Here is a 21233-nt window from a genome sequence, read left to right as displayed (position 1 = left end):
TCAGAATCGGGCATTTAGTCCCACCACCCCTTCAAGTCTAACCATACAAGCGGGCGTGCCCGCGAAAGGGCCGGTACAGGCAAAACACAACTGACTGCTTGGTCCCGGATGACTGCAATGGGCTCTACGGTGTAGCCTTGGCCGATACCCGCTTTCGTTGTGACTGACAGGAGCTTCCCATGCAGCATTACGTTACGCCCGACCTGTGTGATGCCTACCCGGACCTGGTGCAGGTGCTGGAACCGATGTTCAGCAATTTCGGCGGCCGCGATTCGTTCGGCGGCCAGATCGTCACCATCAAGTGCTTCGAAGACAACTCGCTGGTCAAGGAGCAGGTCGAGCTCGATGGCAAGGGCAAGGTCCTGGTCGTCGATGGTGGTGGCTCGCTGCGCCGCGCACTGCTCGGCGACATGCTCGCCGAGAAGGCTGCCAGGAACGGTTGGGAAGGCCTGGTGATCTACGGCTGCGTGCGTGACGTCGACGTGCTGATCCAGACCGACGTCGGCGTGCAGGCCCTGGCCAGCCACCCGATGAAGACCGACAAGCGCGGCATCGGCGACCTCAACGTGCCAGTGACCTTCGCCGGGGTGACCTTCCGCCCGGGCGAGTATGTGTATGCCGACAACAATGGCGTGCTGGTCTCGCCAAGCCCGTTGAAAATGCCTGAGTAAGGCGCCGCCCGCGCTGATGGAGCTTTGATGTTCGAGGAAGACAACGCGCAGTGGGGGCTGGTGCACGCCCTGGTGCTCGATGGCAAAGGTGGCGCGCGCTCGATTGCCCGTACCGAGCTGGACGACCTGCAGCTGCAACCCGAGCAAAGCCTGTGGCTGCACTGGGATCGCAGCCATCCGCAAACCCGCACCTGGCTGCTGCACGACAGCGGCCTGAGCGCGTTCGCCTGCGAGCTGCTGCTGGAAGAAAACACCCGGCCGCGCCTGCTGCCCATGGCCGATGAACAGTTGTTGCTGTTCCTGCGTGGGGTCAACCTCAACCCGGGTGCAGAGCCGGAAGACATGGTCTCGGTGCGTATCTTTGCCGAGGCGCAGCGGGTCATCTCGCTGCGCCTGCGGCCGTTGCGCGCCAGTGACGAGATTCTCCAGCAGCTCGAAGAGGGCAGGGGCCCGAAATCGGCTTCCGAGCTGTTGCTGCTGATGGGCGAACTGCTCACCGAAAAGGTTCAGGGTCTGGTCAGCGACCTGTCCGAACTGGCCGACATTGAGGAAGAAAAGGTTGAATCCGACGAACGGTATACCCCGGAGAACGGCAGCCTGCAGCAGATCCGCCGGCGTGCCGCCGGTCTGCGGCGTTTTCTTGCCCCGCAGCGGGAAATCTACGCCCAGTTGTCGCGCAGCAAATGGAGCTGGTTCGCCGATGCCGATGCCGATTACTGGAACGAGCTGAACAACAGCCTCATCCGCTACCTCGAAGAGCTGGAACTGACCCGCGAACGTGCCGCGCTGGTGCTGGAAAGCCAGGATCGCCGGCGTAGCGAGCGCATGAACCGCACCATGTACCGCTTCGGCATCATCACCTGCATCTTCCTGCCCATGAGCTTCATCACCGGGCTGCTGGGCATCAATGTCGGCGGCATCCCCGGGGCGGAAAACCCCTATGGTTTCCTGTTCGCCTGCATCGTCGTGCTGGGGCTGGCGGTGGGGCAGTGGTGGCTGTTTCGGCGGTTGCGGTGGGTATAGATGTCGATTGACCTGCTCTGGCCTCTTCGCGGGCACGCCCGCTCCCACAGGGACACCACAGCCTTCAGGTTCTGTGGGATCCCTGTGGGAGCGGGCGTGCCCGCGAAGAAGCCGACGCGCATTCATTTTGAAACACTCGTCCCAATGCGATGTGTGACCCATCGTCCGGCCATCTCGTCTCTGACTGACACTGCGCGAGGTGCCCATGCACGATCCGTTTGAAGAATCCCTGCGCGACCTGCTCAAGGCGTCCCCATCCGGCAATGACCGGGACGACCGGGACGACGCCGCTTGCCTGGGTCGCGTGCTGAAAACCGCCAACCGCCAGGTTGGCGCGGGCGATCTGTTCAGCCTGCTTGGCCGCTGGAGCCAGGCGCTGCTGATCGCCGTGAACAATGGCGCGGCGCATGTTGCGCCGGTGCGTCGACACTCTTCCCGCAACGCTGCCAACGGCAGCAAAGCAGATAAGGCCGATTGAATATGGAACTCGATCTCTGGACCCAGAGCCTGGTCACCGCCATGACTGCCCTTTGGACCAAGGTAGCGAACTTCATCCCCAACCTGTTCGGCGCGCTGGTCGTGGTGCTGCTCGGTTTCGTGGTGGCCAAGCTGCTCGACACGCTGCTGTCCAAACTGCTGGCCAAGTTCGGCCTGGACCGCCTGATGGCCGGCACCGGCCTGACCAAGATGCTCGGCCGGGTCGGCATCCAGGTACCCATCTCCACCCTGATCGGCAAGATCGTCTACTGGTTCGTGCTGCTCATCTTCCTGGTCTCGGCCGCAGAGTCGCTGGGCCTGGAGCGGGTTTCGGCAACCCTCGACATGCTTGCCCTTTACCTGCCGAAGGTGTTCGGCGCAGCCCTGGTGCTGCTGGCCGGCGTGCTGCTGGCCCAGGTGGCCAACGGCCTGGTACGCGGCGCTGCCGAAGGCATCGGCCTGGAATACTCGGCAGGCCTGGGCCGTATCACCCAAGGCCTGGTGATCATCATCAGCATCTCGGTGGCCATCAGCCAGCTGGAGGTGAAAACCGACCTGCTGAACCATGTGATCGTGATCGGGCTGATTACCGTTGGTCTGGCCGTTGCGTTGGCAATGGGCCTCGGTAGCCGCGAAATCGCCGGGCAAATCCTCGCCGGCATCTACGTGCGCGAACTTTATCAGGTGGGCCAGCAGGTGCGAATTGGAGAGGTCGAAGGGCACATCGAGGAAATCGGTACGGTCAAGACGACGCTGCTGACCGATGATGGCGAACTGGTGTCGCTGTCCAATCGCGAGTTGCTTGAACAGCGAGTCAATAGCCGCTAACCGCACAAAGCTGTTAATGTATGCCGCCGCGAAAATCGACCCACGGGGTCGCGCGGCGACATTGACCTGACTGTCGGCCAGATCCGTTTTGAATAAAGTTCATTCGCCGCCCATGCGTTATGACCCCCGCGAGCTCACCGACGAAGAGTTGGTGGCGCGTTCGCATGAAGAGCTGTATCACGTTACCCGCGCCTATGAGGAGCTCATGCGGCGCTACCAACGGACCCTGTTCAACGTCTGTGCGCGTTATCTGGGGAACGACCGTGACGCGGACGATGTCTGTCAGGAAGTCATGTTGAAAGTGCTGTACGGGCTGAAGAACTTCGAGGGTAAGTCCAAGTTCAAGACCTGGCTCTACAGCATCACCTACAACGAATGCATTACCCAGTACCGCAAGGAGCGCCGTAAACGTCGGCTGATGGATGCCTTGAGTCTGGACCCTGTCGAAGAGGCGTCCGAAGACAAGGCTCCGAAGCCGGAAGAAAAAGGCGGGCTGGACAAGTGGCTGGTGCATGTGAACCCGATTGACCGGGAAATCCTGGTGCTGCGTTTTGTCGCAGAGCTGGAATTTCAGGAAATTGCCGACATCATGCACATGGGCCTGAGCGCGACAAAAATGCGCTACAAGCGCGCGCTAGACAAGCTTCGGGAGAAATTTGCCGGCCTCGATGAAACTTAGTGGCGTGCAAATATCTCTAACGAACCGGCGAGTTCTGCTAGACTTGCCGTCGAGTTGTCCCCCTTGTTTGTGGTGGGACTGCTTAACTATCACCAGATGGGGATTTAACGGATGAAATTGAAAAACACCTTGGGCTTGGCCATTGGCTCGCTCGTCGCTGCTACTTCGTTCGGCGTTCTGGCTCAAGGCCAAGGCGCTGTGGAAATCGAAGGCAACGTTACCAAGCAGTACTACGACAGCGAACGTAACTTCAAGAACGACGGCACCAATCCTGGTGTTCGCCTGGGCTACTTCCTGACCGACGACGTTTCCCTGGACCTCGGCTACAACGAGACCCACAACGCTCGTGGTGAAGTCTTCAACAAAGACATCAAAGGTTCCAAGGCCAAGCTCGACGCTACCTACCACTTCGGTACCGTTGGCGACGCTCTGCGTCCGTACGTTTCCGCCGGTTTCGCTCACGAGAGCCTGGGCCAGGCTACTCGTAGCGGCCGCGACCACTCCACCTTCGCCAACGTTGGCGCTGGCGCCAAGTGGTACATCACCGACATGTTCTTCGCCCGTGCTGGCGTAGAAGCCATGTACAACATCGACAACGGCAACACCGAATGGGGCCCGACCGTTGGTGTTGGTCTGAACTTCGGCGGTAGCCCGAAGCAAGCTGAAGTCGCTCCGGCCCCAGTTGCCGAAGTGTGCTCCGACTCCGATAACGACGGCGTTTGCGACAACGTCGACAAGTGCCCTGACACCCCGGCCAACGTTACCGTTGACGCTGATGGCTGCCCGGCTGTTGCCGAAGTCGTTCGCGTTGAGCTGGATGTCAAGTTCGACTTCGACAAGTCGGTCGTCAAGCCAAACAGCTACGGCGACATCAAGAACCTGGCTGACTTCATGAAGCAGTACCCACAGACCACCACCACCGTGGAAGGTCACACTGACTCCGTCGGCCCAGACGCTTACAACCAGAAGCTGTCCGAGCGTCGTGCCAACGCTGTCAAGCAGGTCCTGACCCAGCAGTACGGCGTAGAATCCAGCCGTGTTGATTCGGTTGGCTACGGCGAAACCCGTCCGGTTGCCGACAACGCCACCGAAGAAGGCCGCGCTGTCAACCGTCGCGTTGAAGCTCAGGTAGAAGCCCAGGCCAAGTAATTGGTTTGAAGCTTCATGAAAAACCCGGCCTCGGCCGGGTTTTTCTTTGTCTGGGATTTGTGTGGTGTGTGCCGGCCCTTTCGCGGGTAAACCCACTCCCACAGGTTCGCCGCACCCTTCAGGTCATGCACAATCCCTGTGGGAGCGGGTTTACCCGCGAAAGGGCCGGCGCAGGCAGCGCATCATCCAGCAATTGCCACCAATTCCTGAACCACCTGTTCCCCAACCACCTCCCCAATCACCAAAATCGCCGGGCTACGCAAGCCAAACCCCCGCGCATCCTCGACCATCCCCCGCACATCGCTCCTGCACTCCCGCTGCTGCGGCAACGAGGCATTCTCGATCATCGCCACCGGCATCGCCGGTGCCATGCCCCCGTCCAGCAACCCTTGGCGCACCTGCTCCAGCCTGGCCACGCCCATGTACACCACCAGCGTCGTCCCGCCCTGGGCCAAGGCCGCCCAGTTCAGTTCGCTGTCGTCCTGGGTATGTGCCGTGACCAGCGTCACGCCCCGGCTCACACCCCGTGAGGTCAGGGAAATTCCGCATTGCGTGGCGCCAGCCAGGCCGGCGGTGATGCCGTTGACCACTTCCACCTCGATACCATGCCCCTGCAACCACAGCGCCTCTTCACCGCCGCGGCCGAAGATGCACGGGTCGCCGCCCTTGAGCCGCACCACGCAGCGCCCTTGCCGCGCATGGCGCAGCATCAGGCGCTGGATGAACGCCTGCGGCGTGGAGCGGCAGCCGCCGCGCTTGCCCACGGCAATCACACGGGCCTGTGGGCAGTGCTCCAGCACCGCCGGGTTGACCAGGTCGTCGATCATCACCACAGCGGCTTGCTGCAAGGCGCGTACAGCCTTGAGAGTGAGCAGCTCCGGATCACCAGGGCCAGCACCAACCAGCCAGACTTTCGCATTCATCAGGGTTTCCTCATCGGCAAGGTGCGTTCAGCCCTTGAGCAGGGTGAGCAGCAAAATCAGGTTGAACAGCAAGGACAGCAGGGCCAGGGTGCGCCAGACCTTCAACGGTTCGCGCTCCAGCAACGGCCGTGGGCGGGTGGGCAGTTCCTGGCGGTCGCCACGTTCGAGTAGCAGTAGCCAGTGTTCGGCGGTTTCGAAGCGCTGCGCTGGGTCGGCTGCCAGTGCCTGCTGCAGGTTGTGCTGCAGCCATTCCGGCAGGTCAGGGCGGTAGCGCGCGGCATTGACCGGCTGGCCGAAGCGTGGGCGCTGGAAGGCCTCCACCTCGCCGTAGGGGTAATGCCCGGTCAGCAGGTGATACAACGTCACTCCCACGGCATACAGGTCCTGGCGTGGGCTGGGCGGTTGGCCGTCGAACGCTTCCGGGGCAATGTATGACGGTGTGCCCGGCAACTCGTGCAGCGGGTCTTCGGACAAGCCCGGGCAGTAGGCCAGACCGAAGTCCAGCAGGCGAAGCTGCCCATCGCTGCCCAGGTGCAGGTTCTCTGGCTTGATGTCGCGGTGCAGCAGGTTGCGCCGGTGCAATACGCCGACCGCCTGCAGCAGTTGCCGGGCCAGCTCCAGCCACTGCGGCATGGGCAGCGGGCCATGCTCGGCCAGCAGCGCCGCCAGGCTCTGGCCGGGGTATTCGCGCATCACGTAGTACAGGTGCTGGCGCTGGCTGGCGGTGTGCAGCTCGGGAAAGTGCCGGCCAGCGACCCGGCGCAGGAACCATTCCTCCAGCAACAGCCCTTGCGCCGCGCCGGGCTCCTGCTCGCGCGCGGGTGGCAGTGTCTTCAGCAGCCAGGCTCGGCCCTGACTATCGCGCACCCGGTACAGCAGCGACTGGCGGCTTTGCGAAAGCAGCTTTTCGGCTTGCCAGCCATCGATTACCTGGCCTTCACGCAATGGGCCGGGCACCGGCCATTGCTGCAGTTGCGCCAGGGTGTCGCCCAGGTTGGCAGTGCCCAATTGCTCGACCTGCACCAGCAAGGCACTGGCGTTGTCCTGGCTGCCGTTCAGGTGCGCGCTGGCGACCAGGGTATCGACGGCCAGTTGCAGGTCGGGTTGCTCGCGTAGCACCGCCTGGATGTGCTGGTCGCCCAGGCTGGCCCATACGCCATCGCTCAACAACAGGAAACTCTCGCCCGGCTGCAGCTCACCTTCCAGATAATCCACCAGCAGGTGCTGGTCCAGGCCCAGCGCGCGCTTCAGCACATGCTGCATGCCGGGCTGGTCCCATACATGGTCTTCGCTCAGGCATTGCAGGCGCCCGGCGTGCCAGCGGTACACGCGACAGTCACCCACGTGGGCCAGGGTAAAGCGTCGGCCGCGCAGCACCAGCGCGCTGAGGGTGGTCAGCAGTGGCTGGCCACTGCCTTGGGCGCGCAGCCAGCGGTTTTGCGCCAGCAGCAGGCGGTCCAGTGCCTGGGCCACGCTCCAGGTCGCGGGGGTGGCGTAATAGTCCAGGGCCAGCGCCTGCAGGCTGGCACGGGCTGCCAGGCCGCCATCGGCACATTGGCTGACGCCGTCGGCGAGGGCGAACAGGTAGCCTTTGCTGGCGGCCAGCTCCGGCGCCGGGGTAACCAGGCGCAGGGCGTCCTGGTTTTCCTCGCGCGGCCCGGTGGCGCTGGCCTGGGCAAAGTTCAGTTGCAGGCTCATGGCTGTGCCTCAGACCCGTGCCGCGGTAACCGCAGCCGAGCCCCAGGTGGTGCGCCAGCGCTGTTTCACGCCGTGCAGGCCGAACCAGGCCAGCAAGCCCAGGCTGGCGAACAGCCACAGCCCCAGCTGGTAGTCACCGGTGTGCTGCTTGATGGTGCCAAGCCCGGCGGCCAGCAGGAAGCCCCCGATGCCGCCGGCCATGCCGATCAGCCCGGTCATCACGCCGATCTCCTGGCGGAAGCGTTGCGGTACCAGTTGGAACACCGCGCCATTGCCGGCTCCCAGGCCGAGCATGGCGCTGACGAACAGGGCCAGTGCGGCGGCGGCGCTTGGCAGGTTGAAGCCGACTGCGGCGATGCAGATGGCCGCCACGCTATACATGCCCAGCAGGGTGCGGATGCCGCCGAAGCGGTCAGCCAAGGCGCCGCCAAGTGGGCGCATCAGGCTGCCGGCGAACACGCAGGCAGCGGTGTAGTAGCCAGCGGTGACCGGGCTCAGGCCATACTGGTCACTGAAATAGCCGGGCAGGGCGCTGGCCAGGCCGATGAAGCCGCCGAAGGTGACGCTGTAGAAGAACATGAACCACCAGCTGTCACGGTCGCCCAGGGCCTTGAGGTAATCGGCCATGGCTTTTGGCTTGGGCCGCTGCGGAGCATTGCGTGCCAGCAGGGCGAACACCAACAGGGCCAGCGACAGCGGGATCAGTGCGAAGCCGAACACGTTGTTCCAGCCAAAGCCCGCAGCCAGCGCGGGGGCCAGCAGGGCGGCGAACACTGTGCCGGAGTTGCCGGCACCTGCAATGCCCATGGCTTTGCCTTGGTGCTGTGGCGGGTACCATTGCGAGGCCAGCGGCAGTGACACGGCGAACGAAGCGCCGGCAAAGCCGAGGAACACGCCCAGCAGCAGCGCTTGTTCATAGCTGTGCACGCCCAGGTGCCAGGCAGCGGCGAGGGCGACGATGACCACCACTTGGCCGATCAGCCCCGCGGTCTTGGGTGACAGGCGGTCAACCAGCACGCCCATGGCGAAGCGCAGGATCGCCCCGGCCAGGATCGGCGTGGCCACCATCAGGCCCCGTTGTTGTGCACTCAGCTGCAGATCGGCGGCAATCTGCACCGCCAATGGGCCAAGCAGGTACCAGACCATGAAGCTGAGGTCGAAGTACAGGAACGCGGCGAACAGCGTGGGCACATGCCCGGATTTCCAGAAGCTGGTACTCATCGAACACCTCACTCGGCAATGCAACGGAACGAAAAAGACGCCGCTACCCGCTCCACGTGCGTGGAGGGGAGAGCGACGTCTTTGTCGGGGATTAAGTGGGGCAACCGCCGTTGGCTACCGGTGATATTTGTTCAGCAAGAGATGGGCCAACTCGGACCGTGGGTTGACTCGGGTTATGTGGGAGGTTTTGAACGAGGCGTCAGCCCAGCATCTCGTGCATGGCAATGATCTGCTCGGCCACCTGGATCAGCTTCTGCTGCCGGCTCATGGCCTGTCGGCGCATCAGGGTGTAGGCCTGTTCTTCGTTGCAGTCCTTCATCTTCATCAGCAAACCCTTGGCCTGCTCGATGCGCTTGCGTTCAGCCAGTTGCTGGTCGCGCGCAAGCAGCTGTGCCTTCAGCGCCTGGTCGCTTTCGAAGCGGGCCATGGCCACATCCAGGATCGGTTGCAGCCGCGCGGCATGAATGCCTTCGACGATGAAGGCGCTGACCCCTGCCTGGATCGCCTGGCGCATCACCCCGGGATCATGCTCGTCGGTGAACAGCACGATTGGCCGTGGCTGGTCACGGCTGACCAGGACCACCTGTTCCATCACATCGCGGTCCGGTGAGTCGGTATCGATAAGCACCACGTCCGGGCGCACCGTTTCGACGCAGGCGGGCAGGTCGATGGTCAGGCCTGGGGCTTCGATGACCTCGAAGCCGGCCTCGCTCAAGGCCGCCTTGAGGCGGCCGAGTTTGCTCTGGGTGTCGTCGATCAGCAGGATGCGCAACATGAATGGTCCCCCTCACGCGCCGACACGGGCATCGGGCAGGTCGCCCAGGGCATGCAGGCTGAAGCTGCGGGCATAGCCGTAGGGGTCGCTGCCGTCCCAGCGGCTGCCATCGATCAGCAGGCTGCTGCGCATCGGCTGCTCGGGGCAGGCCACGCCTAGGCTTTGGGCCGCCTCGCCATACAGTGCCAGCTGCTGGACCTGGCGGGCCACGCCGAGGTAGTCGGGGTCATCGCGCAGCAAGCCCCAGCGGCGGAACTGGGTCATGAACCACATGCCGTCGGACAGGTACGGCAGGTTGGCCCGGCCGTGATCGTGCAGGCGCAGGGCGTGCGGGTCTTGCCAGTGGTTGCCCAGGCCATCGTGGTAGCTGCCGAGCAGTCGCGGCTCGATACTTGCCAGCGGAGTGTCCAGGTAGGCGCTGCTGCTGAGCAGTTGCGCGGTGCTGCGGCGGTTTTCCGGGCTTTGCTCGATGAAGCGGCTGGCGGCGAGTACCGCCTTGATCAGCGCGCGGGCGCTGTTGGGGTATTGCTCGGCAAAGGCGCGGGCGCAGGCCAGGACCTTTTCCGGGTGGTCCGGCCAGATCGACTGGCTGGTGGCCAGGGTGAAGCCCTGGCCCGTGGCCACTGCATCGGCAGCCCAGGGTTCGCCCACGCAGAAACCGTCGATGCGCCCGGCCTGGATATGCGCAGCCATTTGCGCCGGTGGTACCACCACGCTGTCGACGTCGCGCAATGGGTGGATGCCCTGGCTGGCCAGCCAGTAATACAGCCACATGGCGTGGGTGCCGGTGGGGAAGGTTTGGGCGAAGGTGAGGCGTGCGCCATGCTGGTGCACCAGGCGCGCCAGTGCTTCAGGGTTGGTCACGCCTTTGCGCTGCAGGGCCGGGGACAGGTTTATGGCCTGGGCGTTCTGGTTCAGCCCCATCAGCACGGCCATGGCGCTGGCCGGTACACCGCCGATGCCCAGGTGCACGGCGTACACCAGGCCATACAGGCAGTGCGCCGCATCCAGTTCGCCGCTGACCAGCTTGTCGCGCAGCCCGGCCCAGGAGCCTTGGCGCTTGAGGTTGAGGGTAAGGCCGTGCTGCTGGGCGAAGCCCTGGGTGGCGGCGACTACCACCGAGGCGCAGTCGGTCAGGGCCATGTAGCCGATGTTCAGGCTGGGCTTTTCCGGCGCGTCGCTGCCGTTGACCCAGGCCAGGGGCGTTGCTCGGGGTGCAGTGTTCACAAGGGTCCTCGCCCGTACTGATAAGGCTGTGGGCTTTTCCGGTGCAACCGATGTGCCATCTGACAGCAGCCCCACGATTTGCTGTCATGCCGGCCTCACGCTGGCTATAATCGCCCCCTCATTCACCCCGAGCCTTGCCTGCCCATGTATACCCTGGCCCGCCAGCTGCTGTTCAAGCTTTCCCCGGAAACCTCCCATGACCTGTCCCTGGACCTGATCGGTGCCGGTGGCCGTCTCGGCCTCAACGGCATGCTGTGCAAGCAGCCGGCGGCTTTGCCGGTTACGGTCATGGGCTTGAACTTCGCCAACCCGGTGGGCCTGGCGGCCGGCCTGGACAAGAACGGTGCGGCCATCGACGGTTTCGCCCAGCTGGGCTTCGGCTTCGTCGAAATCGGCACCGTCACCCCGCGCCCGCAGCCGGGCAACCCCAAGCCACGGCTGTTCCGCCTGCCAGAGGCAACGGCCATCATCAACCGCATGGGCTTCAACAACCTGGGCGTTGATCACCTGCTCGGCCGGGTACGGGCTGCGCGTTACAACGGTGTGCTGGGCATCAACATCGGCAAGAATTTCGACACCCCGGTGGAGCGTGCCGTCGATGACTACCTGATCTGCCTGGACAAGGTGTACACCGAGGCCAGTTACATCACGGTCAACGTCAGTTCGCCCAACACCCCGGGCCTGCGCAGCCTGCAGTTCGGCGATTCGCTCAAGCAGCTGCTCGATGCCCTGGCCGTGCGCCGCGAGCAACTGGCCGGCACGCATGGCAAGCGCGTACCTCTGGCAATCAAGATTGCCCCGGACATGAGCGACGAAGAAACCGCCCTGGTGGCCGCCGCGCTGATGGAGTCGGGCATGGATGCGGTGATCGCCACCAACACCACGCTGGGGCGTGAAGGTGTCGAAGGGTTACCGTACGGTGGCGAGGCGGGCGGCCTGTCGGGCGCGCCGGTGCTGGAAAAGAGCACCCATATCGTCAAGGTGCTGGCGGGCGAGCTGGGCGGCAAGCTGCCGATCATTGCCGCTGGCGGTATTACCGAAGGCCGCCATGCCGCCGAGAAGATCGCTGCCGGGGCGAGCCTGGTGCAGATCTACTCCGGCTTCATCTATAAAGGGCCGGCGCTGATTCGCGAGGCGGTGGACGCTATCGCTGCAATGTCCAGGTAACCTGACAGGCACAGCGCTTGAAGGCAGCAGGGCATCTGTGGGAGCGGGTTTACCCGCGAAAGGGCCGGTGCATTTGATAACATTTGCCAAGTAGCATAAAAAAGGGCCCCATCAAGGGGCCCCTGGGCCTTCGCCCGCCGCCCGGATAGGGCGTGCATGGTGAATCGAATTCAGTGTCCTCGTTCAGCCAACGGCGTGATTTTCGTTGAGTCTATGGATGCCAGCGGTGCCAGTCATTCCGTCCCAGTTATCACCGCGACCTTCACGCCAGCCGTTGATCCAGGCTTGGCGAACAGAAGGAAGATTGAAGGGGCAAAGTTCGCGGGATTTGCCGGTGACCCCGTATTGGTAGCCACGTGAATATGCTCTTTCCAACGGATCACGCTTAAGTCTTCTCATAGGGTGTTGCCCTCACTTGTTGACTGTAATGTCCCGTCGGCCTCTCCGAGGCCGGGCAGAGTCTTTCTGCCGGTGTGCGCTCGCTGCCGGCGTGGCGAGCTGAAAGTGCCACCTCGTTGCGAAGCGGCCTGAGACCAGTTCTATCGAATGCGAGTCACGGTGTGAATGATCGATTTGTCATAAGCACGTAACCTTTCCAAGGGTGAGGGGATAAGTAAATAAATGCGACTCAACCTTGTTTAGCGTTGAGCCCGCTATGATCAGGGTTTGCCGATCATTGACGTCATTTCGCCAGCGTTGCTTGCGGATGACAGAAATAATTTGAAATGCGACGAAGGGTCACATTGGTCCTGGTATCGCCAGAATTTTTCATACTGCCTGATGATCTAAGCTGTCTTTGCCACTGGGCCAAGCACAGATCGGTCAGGCGGCCCGGCCTTTCATTGCACGTTCGCGTGTCGGGAAGGGCCACCCGCACGTCTGCTGGAAAGGTGTGCGGGCAAACATCGCGGGGCGATGCGTCGCCCCGTCAGTCAAATAGCCCAAGGCGCTGGATTACTCATGTCGGACCGTTTCGAACTTTACCTCACTTGCCCTAAAGGCCTGGAAGGCCTGCTTGCCGAAGAGGCGCGGGGCCTCGGCCTGGATGACGTGCGCGAGCACACCTCGGCCATTCGCGGCGCCGCCGACATGGAAACCGCCTACCGCCTGTGCCTGTGGTCACGTCTGGCCAACCGGGTGCTGCTGGTACTCAAGCGCTTCTCCATGAAGAACGCCGACGACCTCTACGACGGCGTGCACGCGGTCGACTGGGCCGATCACCTGGCAGCCGACGGTACCTTGGCGGTGGAGTTCAGCGGCCATGGCTCGGGCATCGACAACACCCACTTCGGTGCGCTGAAGGTCAAGGACGCGATCGTCGACAAGCTGCGCAACCGCGAAGGCCTGCGCCCGTCAGTGGAAAAGATCGACCCTGATGTGCGCGTGCACCTGCGTCTGGACCGTGGCGAAGCCATTCTCTCGCTCGACCTTTCCGGGCACAGCCTGCACCAGCGTGGCTACCGCCTGCAGCAAGGTGCCGCGCCGCTGAAGGAAAACCTGGCGGCGGCGGTGCTGATCCGCGCCGGCTGGCCGCGCATTGCCGCCGAAGGTGGTGCGCTGGCCGACCCGATGTGCGGTGTGGGTACCTTCCTGGTCGAAGCGGCGATGATCGCCGCCGATATCGCGCCCAACCTCAAGCGTGAGCGCTGGGGCTTCAGTGCCTGGCTCGGCCACGTACCGGCATTGTGGCGCAAGGTGCATGACGAGGCGCAGGCGCGGGCACAGGCCGGCCTGGCCAAGCCACCACTGTGGATCCGTGGCTACGAGGCCGACCCTCGGTTGATCCAGCCAGGCCGCAACAACGTCGAGCGTGCCGGCCTGGGCGACTGGGTGAAGATCTACCAGGGCGAAGTCAGCACCTTCGAGCCGCGCCCGGACCAGAACCAGAAAGGCCTGGTCATCAGCAACCCGCCTTATGGCGAGCGCCTGGGTGACGAAGCCAGCCTGCTGTACCTCTACCAGAACCTCGGCGAGCGCCTGCGCCAGGCCTGCATGGGCTGGGAGGCGGCGGTATTCACTGGCGCGCCGCAGCTGGGCAAGCGCATGGGCATTCGCAGCCACAAGCAGTACGCGTTCTGGAACGGCGCCTTGCCGTGCAAGCTGCTGCTGTTCAAGGTGCAGCCCGACCAGTTCGTTACCGGCGAGCGCCGCGAAACGCAGCCTGAAGGCGCGGAAACCCGCCAGCAGGCAGCACCGGCCAGCGAGCCGGCGCGCCTGTCGGAAGGGGCGCAGATGTTCGCCAACCGCCTGCAGAAAAACCTAAAGCAACTAGGCAAGTGGGCCCGCCGCGAACAGCTCGATTGCTACCGCCTGTACGATGCCGACATGCCCGAATATGCCCTGGCGGTCGACCTGTACCAGGATTGGGTGCACGTGCAGGAATACGCCGCGCCACGTTCGGTCGACCCGGACAAGGCCCAGGCACGCCTGCTCGATGCGCTGGCCGCCATCCCGCAGGCCCTGGGCATTTCGCCGCAGCGTGTGGTGCTCAAGCGTCGCGAGCGGCAGAGCGGCACGCGCCAGTACGAGCGCCAGGCGACCGAAGGCCGCTTCCAGGAAGTGAACGAAGGCGGCGTAAAGCTGCTGGTCAACCTCACCGACTACCTCGACACGGGCCTGTTCCTGGACCATCGCCCGATGCGCATGCGCATCCAGCGCGAAGCAGCCGGCAAGCGCTTCCTCAACCTGTTCTGCTACACCGCCACGGCCACCGTGCATGCGGCCAAGGGCGGCGCGCGCAGCACCACCAGCGTCGACCTGTCGAAAACCTACCTGGACTGGGCGCGACGCAACCTGGCGCTCAATGGCTTCTCCGAGCGCAACCGCCTGGAGCAAGGCGATGTGATGGCCTGGCTGGAAGGCAACCGCGACAGCTATGACCTGATCTTCATCGACCCGCCGACCTTCTCCAACTCCAAGCGCATGGAAGGCGTGTTCGATGTGCAGCGTGACCACGTGCAACTGCTGGACCTGGCCATGGCCCGCCTGGCGCCGGGTGGCGTGCTGTATTTCTCCAACAACTTCCGCAAGTTCCAGTTGGACGAGCACCTTATGGCGCGTTATGCGGTGGAGGAGATCACGGCCCAGACCCTGGACCCGGACTTCGCGCGCAATAACCGTATCCATCGCGCCTGGCGTCTGCAGCTTCGTTGAGGCGACGAGGTACATTGCGCGGCTAATGGCCAATGGCTATAACTGAGGGCAGGGCAAGATAATCCGCAGGACGCTGACGTGACGAGATGGGTGTATGTCAAAGGGTGGCGTGCGTGCGCGGTTGCTTGGCCTGTGCACAGAGGCAATGTCCGCCTGGGCGGTGGCCCTGGTCGCCCTGGTCGTGGGTGGCCTGTTGACGGCCGTCCTGGCGTTAGCCACGCAAACCTTCTACAAGCAGCAACTGCGCCAGCGCTTCGAGCTGCTGGCCAGCGAGCGTTTCAGCCGGATCGCCGAGCGGTTTGACGAACAGCAGCAGCGCCTGGACGGGCTGCGGCGGTTTTTCAGCTTTTCCAACGAAATCACCCCACACGAGTTCGACGGCTACGCCCGGCCATTGCTGCAGCGGACCCTGGCCTACGCCTGGGCGCCGCGTGTCGAGGCCGCGCAACGCGCCGAGTTCGAGCGCCAGGCCAGTGTGCATTTCGGCCCGGGTTATGTGATCCGCGACCAGGATGAACAAGGCCAGTGGCACCCATCCCCCCAGCGCGACCATTACTTCCCGGTACTCTATACCCAGTCGGGTGAATTGCCCGGGCTGCCCCATGGTCTGGACCTCGCCGGCCAGGAAGTGCCCTTGGCGGCACTGGCGCGGGCGCTGGGGCCCGGCAGCATGGCGGTGTCCGAGCCACTACCCATGTTCGATACCAGCTCGGATGCGCGTGGCCTGCTGATGGTGGCGCCAGTGTTTTCCGATGCCAACCCCCGCGGCGCGGCAATGGGCTATGTGATGGCCCTGCTGAGCATGCGGGAACTGGTCAGTGACGGGCGCCCGGTTACGGCAGACGATAACCTGGTGGTGCGTATCGTCGACCCCACCGGGCTGCATGGCCCCGAGGTGATGTTCGATTCGCAGAACCCGGTTGCACCTCTGCCGCTGGCCATCAACCAGTTGTTGCACCTGGCTGACCACCACTTCCAGCTGAGTATCCGGCCGAGCCTGGCCTTCGTGCGCGCCAACCGCTCCTCCGCGGTGCTGGCGGTAAGCCTGCTGGGCGGCTTGTTGAGCCTGCTGCTCAGTGTGTTGCTCTACAGCCTGTTCAGCCAGCGCCAGCGCGCCTTGGCCCTGGTAGAGCAGCGTACCGCCGAGCTGCGGGTCAGCGAGCAGTCACTGCGTGGTACCCACAACCAGCTGCGCAGCGTGCTGGATGCCGCAACCCAGGTGGCGATCATCGCCACCAACCTCAAGGGCGTGGTCAGCACCTTCAACGCCGGTGCCGAGCGCATGCTCGGTTACCCGGCCTGCGAGGCGATCGGCAAGCTGCGCCTGGAGGACCTGGTGTTGCCCGAGGAGTTGAACCTGCGTGCCCATGCCTTGAGCCTGCGTTTCGGCCGGCCGATTGCAGGTGGCCAGGCCATGTTTGCCGAAACGGTGGAGGAGCATGGAGCCGAGCCGGGGGAGTGGACCTTGTTGCGCGCCGATGGCAGCCAACTGGTGGCCAACATGCTGGTCACCGCCATGCTCGATGAGCAGGGGTTATGGATCGGTTACCTGGCGATCTGCATCGATGTCACTGAACGGCGTCGGGTGCATGAGGCGCTGGCGGCGCGTGACCGCCTTCTGGAAAAACTCAGTGCCGAGGTGCCGGGCGGCATCTACCAGTACCGCCTGGATGGCAACGGCCATTCCTGTTTTCCGTACGCCAGCAAGGGCCTGTACGACATCTACGAAGTCGATCTGCAGCAATTGCGTGAGGATGCCACGGCGGTGTTCGAGCGCATCCACCCGGATGACCTCGAGCGCGTGCGCCGCTCGGTGCGTTACTCGGCCGAACACCTGTCGCCCTGGCGTGAAGAATATCGGGTCTGCCTGCCGCGTGCCGGGCTGCGTTGGGTGCGTGGCGAGGCGACACCGGAGGTGGGGGAGCAGGGCTGCACGTTGTGGCATGGCTACCTGACCGATATCTCCGACCTCAAGGGTGTGGAGGAAGAGTTGCGCGCGCTGTCGGTGACCGATTCACTGACCGGCATCCATAATCGCCGTTACTTCCAGGAGCGGCTCAAGCTCGAGCTGGAACGGGCCCAGCGCGATGGCCAGGCACTGGCGGTCATCATGCTCGATATCGATCACTTCAAGCGCATCAACGACCATTTTGGCCATGCTGTCGGCGATCGCGTGCTGCGCAGCCTGTGCCTGCGTATCAGCCAGCGTTTGCGCCGTACCGATGTTTTCTGCCGGTTGGGCGGCGAGGAATTCATGGTGCTGTGCCCGGGGAGCGATGCCGAGCAGGCGCGGCTGCTGGCGCTGGAACTGTGGCATGGGGTGCGCAATGTGCCGGTGGAAGGCGTGGGCAGGGTGACTGCGAGTTTTGGTGTGGCGGGCTGGCGACCGGGGGAAGGGGCCGATGCCTTGCTGTTGCGGGCCGATGCAGGCGTGTATGCGGCCAAGCAGGCCGGGCGGGACCGGGTGGAGGGGGAGTTGGCCTGACAGCTTTCAGTTGCCAATGCCGGCCCGTTCGCGGCTAAAGCCGCTCCCACAGGGACATCACAGTCTTGAACCCTGCACTGTACATGTAGGAGCGGCTTTAGCCGCGAAGAGGCCGGTACCGGCTAACGATCAGTTGGCCGCAGTACTGCCGGCCAGTTTCGGCTGGCGGTACAGGTCCAGCAGCACCTGGTCGAGCACCTGCGAGGCGCCCCACGGTTTCGGATCGTTGAGGATCGCCGCCACCGCCCAGGTATGGCCGTTGCTGTCGCGGCTGAAGCCTGCAATTGCCCGCACGGTATTCAGCGTGCCAGTCTTGATGTGACCTTCGCCGGTCATGGCGGTACGCTTCAGGCGCTTGCGCATGGTGCCATCCATACCCACCAGCGGCATCGAGCTCATGAACTCGGCAGCATAAGGGCTCTTCCAGGCAGCCTGCAGCATCGCGGCCATTTCCCGGGTGCTGACCCGTTCGGCACGCGACAGGCCGGAACCGTTTTCCATTACCAGGTGCGGCGCGGTAATGCCCTTCTTCGCCAGCCACTGGCGCACCACACGCTGGGCGGCGCGGGCGTCGTCACCGTCGGCATCGGTGCGGAACTGCGCGCCAAGGCTCAGGAACAGCTGCTGGGCCATGGTGTTGTTGCTGTATTTGTTGATGTCGCGGATCACTTCCACCAGGTCTGGCGAGAAGGCTCGGGCCAGCAGGCGAGCGCCCTTGGGCACGTTCTCGAAGCGGTCGCCACCCTGGATGCTGCCACCCAGCTCGTTCCAGATCGCGCGCACGGCACCGGCGGCGTAGGTCTGGTGGTCGAGCAGCGACAGATAGGTCTGGGAGTTGCAGCCGTCACCCAGCTGACCACTGACCGTTACGCTGATGCCATCGGCCTGCTGCACCGGGTTGTAGCGCACGTCACCCGAGCACTGTCTGGAGGCTACTGCCTTGACCTGGTTGTCGATACGGATGCTGGCAATCGGCGGTTCGACTGCGATGGTTACCTTGCCGCCATCGTTGCGGGCCACGAAACGCAGGGCCTTGAGGTTGACCAGCAGCGAGTCGGGCTTGACCAGGAACGGCTTGTTCTCATCGCCACCGTCGTCGTTGAACTGCGGCAGGTTGGGCTGCACGAAGTGGCTGCGGTCCAGCACCAGGTCGCCGGTGATGGTGCGCACGCCATTGGCGCGCAGGTCACGCATCAGCAGCCACAGCTTTTCCATGTTCAGTTTCGGGTCGCCGCCACCCTTGAGGTACAGGTTGCCGTTGAGTACACCGTTGCTCAGGGTGCCGTCGGTGTAGAACTCGGTTTTCCACTGGAAGGTCGGGCCGAGCAGTTCGAGGGCGGCGTAGGTGGTGACCAGTTTCATGGTCGAGGCCGGGTTGACCGAGACATCGGCATTGAACACGGTCGGTGTGCCGGGGCCGTCCAGCGGCAGCATCACCAGCGACAGGGCAGAATCCTGCAGCTTGTTGGCCTTGAGGGCCTGCTGCACCTTGGCAGGCAGCGTGGTGTTGACGGCGGCGGCCTGGCTGGGCAGGGCGAGTGGCAACAGCAGGCCGGCAAGAACGAGGGGACGAAGCGTTTTGATCATGATCGATAAATACCCTACGGCGAGGGAAAAGGGCATTGGGGCTGTAAGGAATGATGGCCCCAGGGTGAAAGAATACGCATTATGCCCCAAGCGCAGCGACGATGCGCCACGTTCGACGGAAAAGCACCCCCAATAAAAAAGGCCACCCCTGAGGGTGGCCTTTCCAGCGATCGAGCCGGGCCGGTATTACTCGGCCTTGTTGATCGGCTTTTCCGGGTACCAGGCGTCCAGCAGCGGGCTGACCTCGATCTTGGTCAGTTCGCTACGGCCTTTGAGCCAGGCTTCAACGGCTGCACGCTGTTCTTCGCTGACCGAGCCGCGTTTGACCGAGCACACCAGGCCGAAATCGTCACCGCCTACATAGTCCAGGCCATTGGCGTCCATGGCTTCTGCCAGGAACGCGTCGAGGAAAGCATCGATTGCCTGGTCATCCAGATCTTCCTTGAATTCCAGGTTCAGCTCGAAGCCCAATTCCTGAAACTCGTCGACACACAGCTTCTTGCGCAGACGACGGGAGCGGTTTGTGGCCATGAAACAATCCTCTTAGGTAATAACGCCGCGCAGTCTACCAGTTAACACGCCTGGCTGCCTGCCTGTGTGCAGGTGCCTGTGGCCAGTTCCCTGGCCAGGGCACGTTCTACCCGGTACATATGCCGCGCCAGTGCCTGGCGCCGCAGGCGTAGCTGAGTGGTAGGCAAGCCGCTTGCCTCGAGGGCTTCGCAGGCTTTCATCAGCTCGGGGGCTTCCAGCATCCGCGCGGCACTGAGCACCTTGTGCGCCTGTTCGGCAATGGCATCGCTGTCATGCTGCGGATGCAATGCCATCAAGGTGGCCAGGTCGGCCTGCAGGCTCTGCTGCAACGCCTGCAGGAAACGCTGGCGATCGTTCGGGTCATGCCCGACCACCGTGGCCAGGCCGTCCAGGTGGTAGAGCTTGCGGCGCGGTTTCTGCTGGCGGCGTGGGCGGATACTGGCAAGACGCTGGCTGAGCGTGCCCAGGCTGATGGGCTTGAGCAGGCAGTCGTCCATGCCGGCGCTCAGGCACTTGCGGCGTACCTCCGGCTGTGCGTTGGCGGTGTAGCCGAGAATGGTGCAGCGCTGCCGCTTGCCATGGCGTTCCTCGGTACGTACGGCAGTGGCCAGCTGGTAACCGTTCATGTGCGGCATGTTGCAGTCGAGCACCAGCACATCGAAGTCGCCCGCCCGCCAGGTAGCCAGGCCTTCGCGACCGTCTTGGGCGCTGGTGTGCTCAAGCCCCAGGTAGCCAAGCTGCTGTGCCATCAGTTGCAGGTTGGCCGGGTGGTCGTCGATCACCAGCACGCTCAGCCGTGGGTCGGGCACGTCGAGGTTTTCGATCAGCGGGGCCGGCTGCGCTGCTGCGTCAACCCGCTGCAGCGGCATCTTCAGGCGCACCTGGGTGCCGACATCCTCCAGGCTCTTTATGGTCAGGCTGCCGCCCATCATCTCGCACAGGTTGCGACAGATGGCCAGGCCCAGCCCGGTACCTGCACGGGCGCTCTGGCTATGCGGGTTGGCCTGGATGAACGGGTTGAACAGGCGCTGCAGGTCGTCGGCGTGGATACCGATGCCACTGTCGCGCACTTCCAGCTCCAGCACTGCGGGGGTAGTGCTGCCGTCGTCCACCAGGCCGACGCATATGCGCACCTGGCCATGCTCGGTGAACTTGATGGCGTTGCTTACCAGGTTGGACAGGACTTGCTTGAAACGCAGGGGGTCGAGCAGGGCATGGCAGCGGGCGGCCGGTGCGATGATCACCTCCAGGGCCAGGCCTTTCTGCCGGGCCTGGCCCTCGAAAATGCGCCCCACCGACTCGACCAGGGCCGCCAGGTCGACGGCCTCCGGGGCGAGGGACAAATGCCCGGACTCGATGCGCACAATGTCGAGGATATCGCCGATCAGGCCCAGCAGGTCCTTGGCCGAATGGTGGGCCAGCTCCAGCGCACAGCGGTCTACACGGCCTTGGTCGGCGCGCTTGACTGCCAGCTCGAGCATGCCGATGACGGCAATGACCCGTCACATTCGTAGAAAAAATATCGCCAGCTGGCTTCTGTAACACAAAAAAGCCCCAGTCAGGGGGATGAAACCTGAATGGGGCTAAGGAAATCCTGAAAAAGACTTCCTGATTTTGGCAAAATACCCGGACTCCACCC

17 protein-coding genes and 1 pseudogene are annotated in these 21233 nt (G+C 63.7%); 9 read left to right on the top strand and 9 right to left on the bottom strand.

Features of this window, described 5'->3' with window-relative positions:
• The first annotated feature begins 179 nt into the window (after nucleotides 1-179).
• The 6 genes from rraA (at nucleotide 180) to MJ643_RS28365 (ending at nucleotide 4827) form a co-directional block, all read left to right on the top strand.
• Entirely contained in the window at nucleotides 180-671 is a 492-nt protein-coding gene (gene rraA, locus MJ643_RS28390) for a ribonuclease E activity regulator RraA (RefSeq protein ID WP_013971668.1), read from the top strand.
• A gap of 27 nt (nucleotides 672-698) precedes the next feature.
• Nucleotides 699-1694, top strand: a complete 996-nt coding sequence (locus tag MJ643_RS28385; protein ID WP_013971669.1) for a zinc transporter ZntB — start codon at nucleotides 699-701, stop codon at nucleotides 1692-1694.
• A 205-nt stretch (nucleotides 1695-1899) separates the two neighbouring features.
• The gene (locus MJ643_RS28380; RefSeq protein ID WP_004376140.1) at nucleotides 1900-2172 is read left to right on the top strand and encodes a hypothetical protein; all 273 of its coding nucleotides are present in this window, start codon (nucleotides 1900-1902) and stop codon (nucleotides 2170-2172) included.
• Between the two features lie 2 nt (nucleotides 2173-2174).
• Nucleotides 2175-2999 carry a mechanosensitive ion channel domain-containing protein gene (locus MJ643_RS28375; RefSeq protein ID WP_004376138.1) on the top strand — a complete coding sequence of 275 codons (825 nt, stop codon included), beginning with the start codon at nucleotides 2175-2177 and terminating at the stop codon, nucleotides 2997-2999.
• Between the two features lie 112 nt (nucleotides 3000-3111).
• The gene (sigX, locus tag MJ643_RS28370) at nucleotides 3112-3678 is read left to right on the top strand and encodes an RNA polymerase sigma factor SigX (RefSeq protein WP_003248665.1); all 567 of its coding nucleotides are present in this window, start codon (nucleotides 3112-3114) and stop codon (nucleotides 3676-3678) included.
• A 111-nt stretch (nucleotides 3679-3789) separates the two neighbouring features.
• A complete protein-coding gene (locus tag MJ643_RS28365) occupies nucleotides 3790-4827 on the top strand; it encodes an OmpA family protein (protein WP_004376136.1) in 1038 nt (345 codons plus the stop codon).
• Between the two features lie 182 nt (nucleotides 4828-5009).
• On the opposite strand, the gene cobA is transcribed toward MJ643_RS28365, so the two are convergent.
• From cobA to MJ643_RS28340, 5 genes are all read right to left on the bottom strand, one after another.
• Complete coding sequence (cobA, locus tag MJ643_RS28360) at nucleotides 5010-5750, bottom strand: uroporphyrinogen-III C-methyltransferase (protein WP_023661728.1); 741 nt, start codon at nucleotides 5748-5750, stop codon at nucleotides 5010-5012.
• A gap of 27 nt (nucleotides 5751-5777) precedes the next feature.
• Nucleotides 5778-7448, bottom strand: a complete 1671-nt coding sequence (locus MJ643_RS28355; RefSeq protein ID WP_039614901.1) for a bifunctional protein-serine/threonine kinase/phosphatase — start codon at nucleotides 7446-7448, stop codon at nucleotides 5778-5780.
• 9 nt (nucleotides 7449-7457) lie between these two features.
• Nucleotides 7458-8669, bottom strand: a complete 1212-nt coding sequence (locus MJ643_RS28350; RefSeq protein ID WP_013971672.1) for a nitrate/nitrite transporter — start codon at nucleotides 8667-8669, stop codon at nucleotides 7458-7460.
• A 199-nt stretch (nucleotides 8670-8868) separates the two neighbouring features.
• Nucleotides 8869-9444, bottom strand: a complete 576-nt coding sequence (locus MJ643_RS28345) for an ANTAR domain-containing protein (RefSeq protein WP_247727185.1) — start codon at nucleotides 9442-9444, stop codon at nucleotides 8869-8871.
• 12 nt (nucleotides 9445-9456) lie between these two features.
• Nucleotides 9457-10671 (bottom strand): CmpA/NrtA family ABC transporter substrate-binding protein, encoded by a 1215-nt coding sequence (locus tag MJ643_RS28340; protein ID WP_039614903.1) that lies wholly within the window; start codon nucleotides 10669-10671, stop codon nucleotides 9457-9459.
• Between the two features lie 144 nt (nucleotides 10672-10815).
• Between MJ643_RS28340 and MJ643_RS28335 the strand changes: the two genes are divergently transcribed.
• Entirely contained in the window at nucleotides 10816-11838 is a 1023-nt protein-coding gene (locus tag MJ643_RS28335; RefSeq protein ID WP_013971675.1) for a quinone-dependent dihydroorotate dehydrogenase, read from the top strand.
• Nucleotides 11839-12021: 183 nt separating this feature from the next.
• On the opposite strand, the gene MJ643_RS28330 is transcribed toward MJ643_RS28335, so the two are convergent.
• Nucleotides 12022-12237 (bottom strand): ribosome modulation factor, encoded by a 216-nt coding sequence (locus tag MJ643_RS28330; RefSeq protein ID WP_003248687.1) that lies wholly within the window; start codon nucleotides 12235-12237, stop codon nucleotides 12022-12024.
• A gap of 561 nt (nucleotides 12238-12798) precedes the next feature.
• Between MJ643_RS28330 and rlmKL the strand changes: the two genes are divergently transcribed.
• Both rlmKL and MJ643_RS28320 read left to right on the top strand, forming a co-directional pair.
• A complete protein-coding gene (gene rlmKL, locus MJ643_RS28325; protein ID WP_047595264.1) occupies nucleotides 12799-14991 on the top strand; it encodes a bifunctional 23S rRNA (guanine(2069)-N(7))-methyltransferase RlmK/23S rRNA (guanine(2445)-N(2))-methyltransferase RlmL in 2193 nt (730 codons plus the stop codon).
• Nucleotides 14992-15085: 94 nt separating this feature from the next.
• Nucleotides 15086-17476 (top strand): diguanylate cyclase, encoded by a 2391-nt coding sequence (locus MJ643_RS28320; RefSeq protein ID WP_013971677.1) that lies wholly within the window; start codon nucleotides 15086-15088, stop codon nucleotides 17474-17476.
• A 129-nt stretch (nucleotides 17477-17605) separates the two neighbouring features.
• Here the strand turns inward: MJ643_RS28320 and dacB are convergent, their stop codons facing one another.
• The 3 genes and pseudogenes from dacB to MJ643_RS28305 all read right to left on the bottom strand — a co-directional run.
• On the bottom strand, nucleotides 17606-19063 hold the full coding sequence (dacB, locus tag MJ643_RS28315; protein WP_013971678.1) for a D-alanyl-D-alanine carboxypeptidase/D-alanyl-D-alanine-endopeptidase: 1458 nt from the start codon (nucleotides 19061-19063) through the stop codon (nucleotides 17606-17608).
• Between the two features lie 186 nt (nucleotides 19064-19249).
• Nucleotides 19250-19594: a YggL family protein gene (locus MJ643_RS28310; RefSeq protein ID WP_004376110.1), complete on the bottom strand. Its 345-nt coding sequence runs from the start codon at nucleotides 19592-19594 to the stop codon at nucleotides 19250-19252.
• Nucleotides 19595-19635: 41 nt separating this feature from the next.
• Nucleotides 19636-21087: pseudogene (locus MJ643_RS28305) on the bottom strand (ATP-binding protein); the annotation flags it as partial.
• Between the last annotated feature and the right edge of the window lie 146 nt (nucleotides 21088-21233).

This window comes from Pseudomonas sp. PNPG3 (assembly GCF_023093815.1).
Lineage (GTDB): Bacteria > Pseudomonadota > Gammaproteobacteria > Pseudomonadales > Pseudomonadaceae > Aquipseudomonas > Aquipseudomonas asiatica.
The sequence above is the reverse complement of the archived record's forward strand: the minus strand, read 5'-3'. Positions and strand labels throughout refer to the sequence as shown.

Coding starts and splice junctions, on each gene's coding strand:
- MJ643_RS28345 (WP_247727185.1), bottom strand. CDS start 9,444: ATGTTGCGCATCCTGCTGATCGACGACACCCAGAGCAAACTCGGCCGC.
- MJ643_RS28320 (WP_013971677.1), top strand. CDS start 15,086: ATGTCAAAGGGTGGCGTGCGTGCGCGGTTGCTTGGCCTGTGCACAGAG.
- cobA (WP_023661728.1), bottom strand. CDS start 5,750: ATGAATGCGAAAGTCTGGCTGGTTGGTGCTGGCCCTGGTGATCCGGAG.
- MJ643_RS28385 (WP_013971669.1), top strand. CDS start 699: ATGTTCGAGGAAGACAACGCGCAGTGGGGGCTGGTGCACGCCCTGGTG.
- MJ643_RS28375 (WP_004376138.1), top strand. CDS start 2,175: ATGGAACTCGATCTCTGGACCCAGAGCCTGGTCACCGCCATGACTGCC.
- MJ643_RS28380 (WP_004376140.1), top strand. CDS start 1,900: ATGCACGATCCGTTTGAAGAATCCCTGCGCGACCTGCTCAAGGCGTCC.
- rlmKL (WP_047595264.1), top strand. CDS start 12,799: ATGTCGGACCGTTTCGAACTTTACCTCACTTGCCCTAAAGGCCTGGAA.
- dacB (WP_013971678.1), bottom strand. CDS start 19,063: ATGATCAAAACGCTTCGTCCCCTCGTTCTTGCCGGCCTGCTGTTGCCA.
- MJ643_RS28365 (WP_004376136.1), top strand. CDS start 3,790: ATGAAATTGAAAAACACCTTGGGCTTGGCCATTGGCTCGCTCGTCGCT.
- rraA (WP_013971668.1), top strand. CDS start 180: ATGCAGCATTACGTTACGCCCGACCTGTGTGATGCCTACCCGGACCTG.
- sigX (WP_003248665.1), top strand. CDS start 3,112: ATGCGTTATGACCCCCGCGAGCTCACCGACGAAGAGTTGGTGGCGCGT.
- MJ643_RS28355 (WP_039614901.1), bottom strand. CDS start 7,448: ATGAGCCTGCAACTGAACTTTGCCCAGGCCAGCGCCACCGGGCCGCGC.
- MJ643_RS28350 (WP_013971672.1), bottom strand. CDS start 8,669: ATGAGTACCAGCTTCTGGAAATCCGGGCATGTGCCCACGCTGTTCGCC.
- MJ643_RS28310 (WP_004376110.1), bottom strand. CDS start 19,594: ATGGCCACAAACCGCTCCCGTCGTCTGCGCAAGAAGCTGTGTGTCGAC.
- MJ643_RS28335 (WP_013971675.1), top strand. CDS start 10,816: ATGTATACCCTGGCCCGCCAGCTGCTGTTCAAGCTTTCCCCGGAAACC.
- MJ643_RS28330 (WP_003248687.1), bottom strand. CDS start 12,237: ATGAGAAGACTTAAGCGTGATCCGTTGGAAAGAGCATATTCACGTGGC.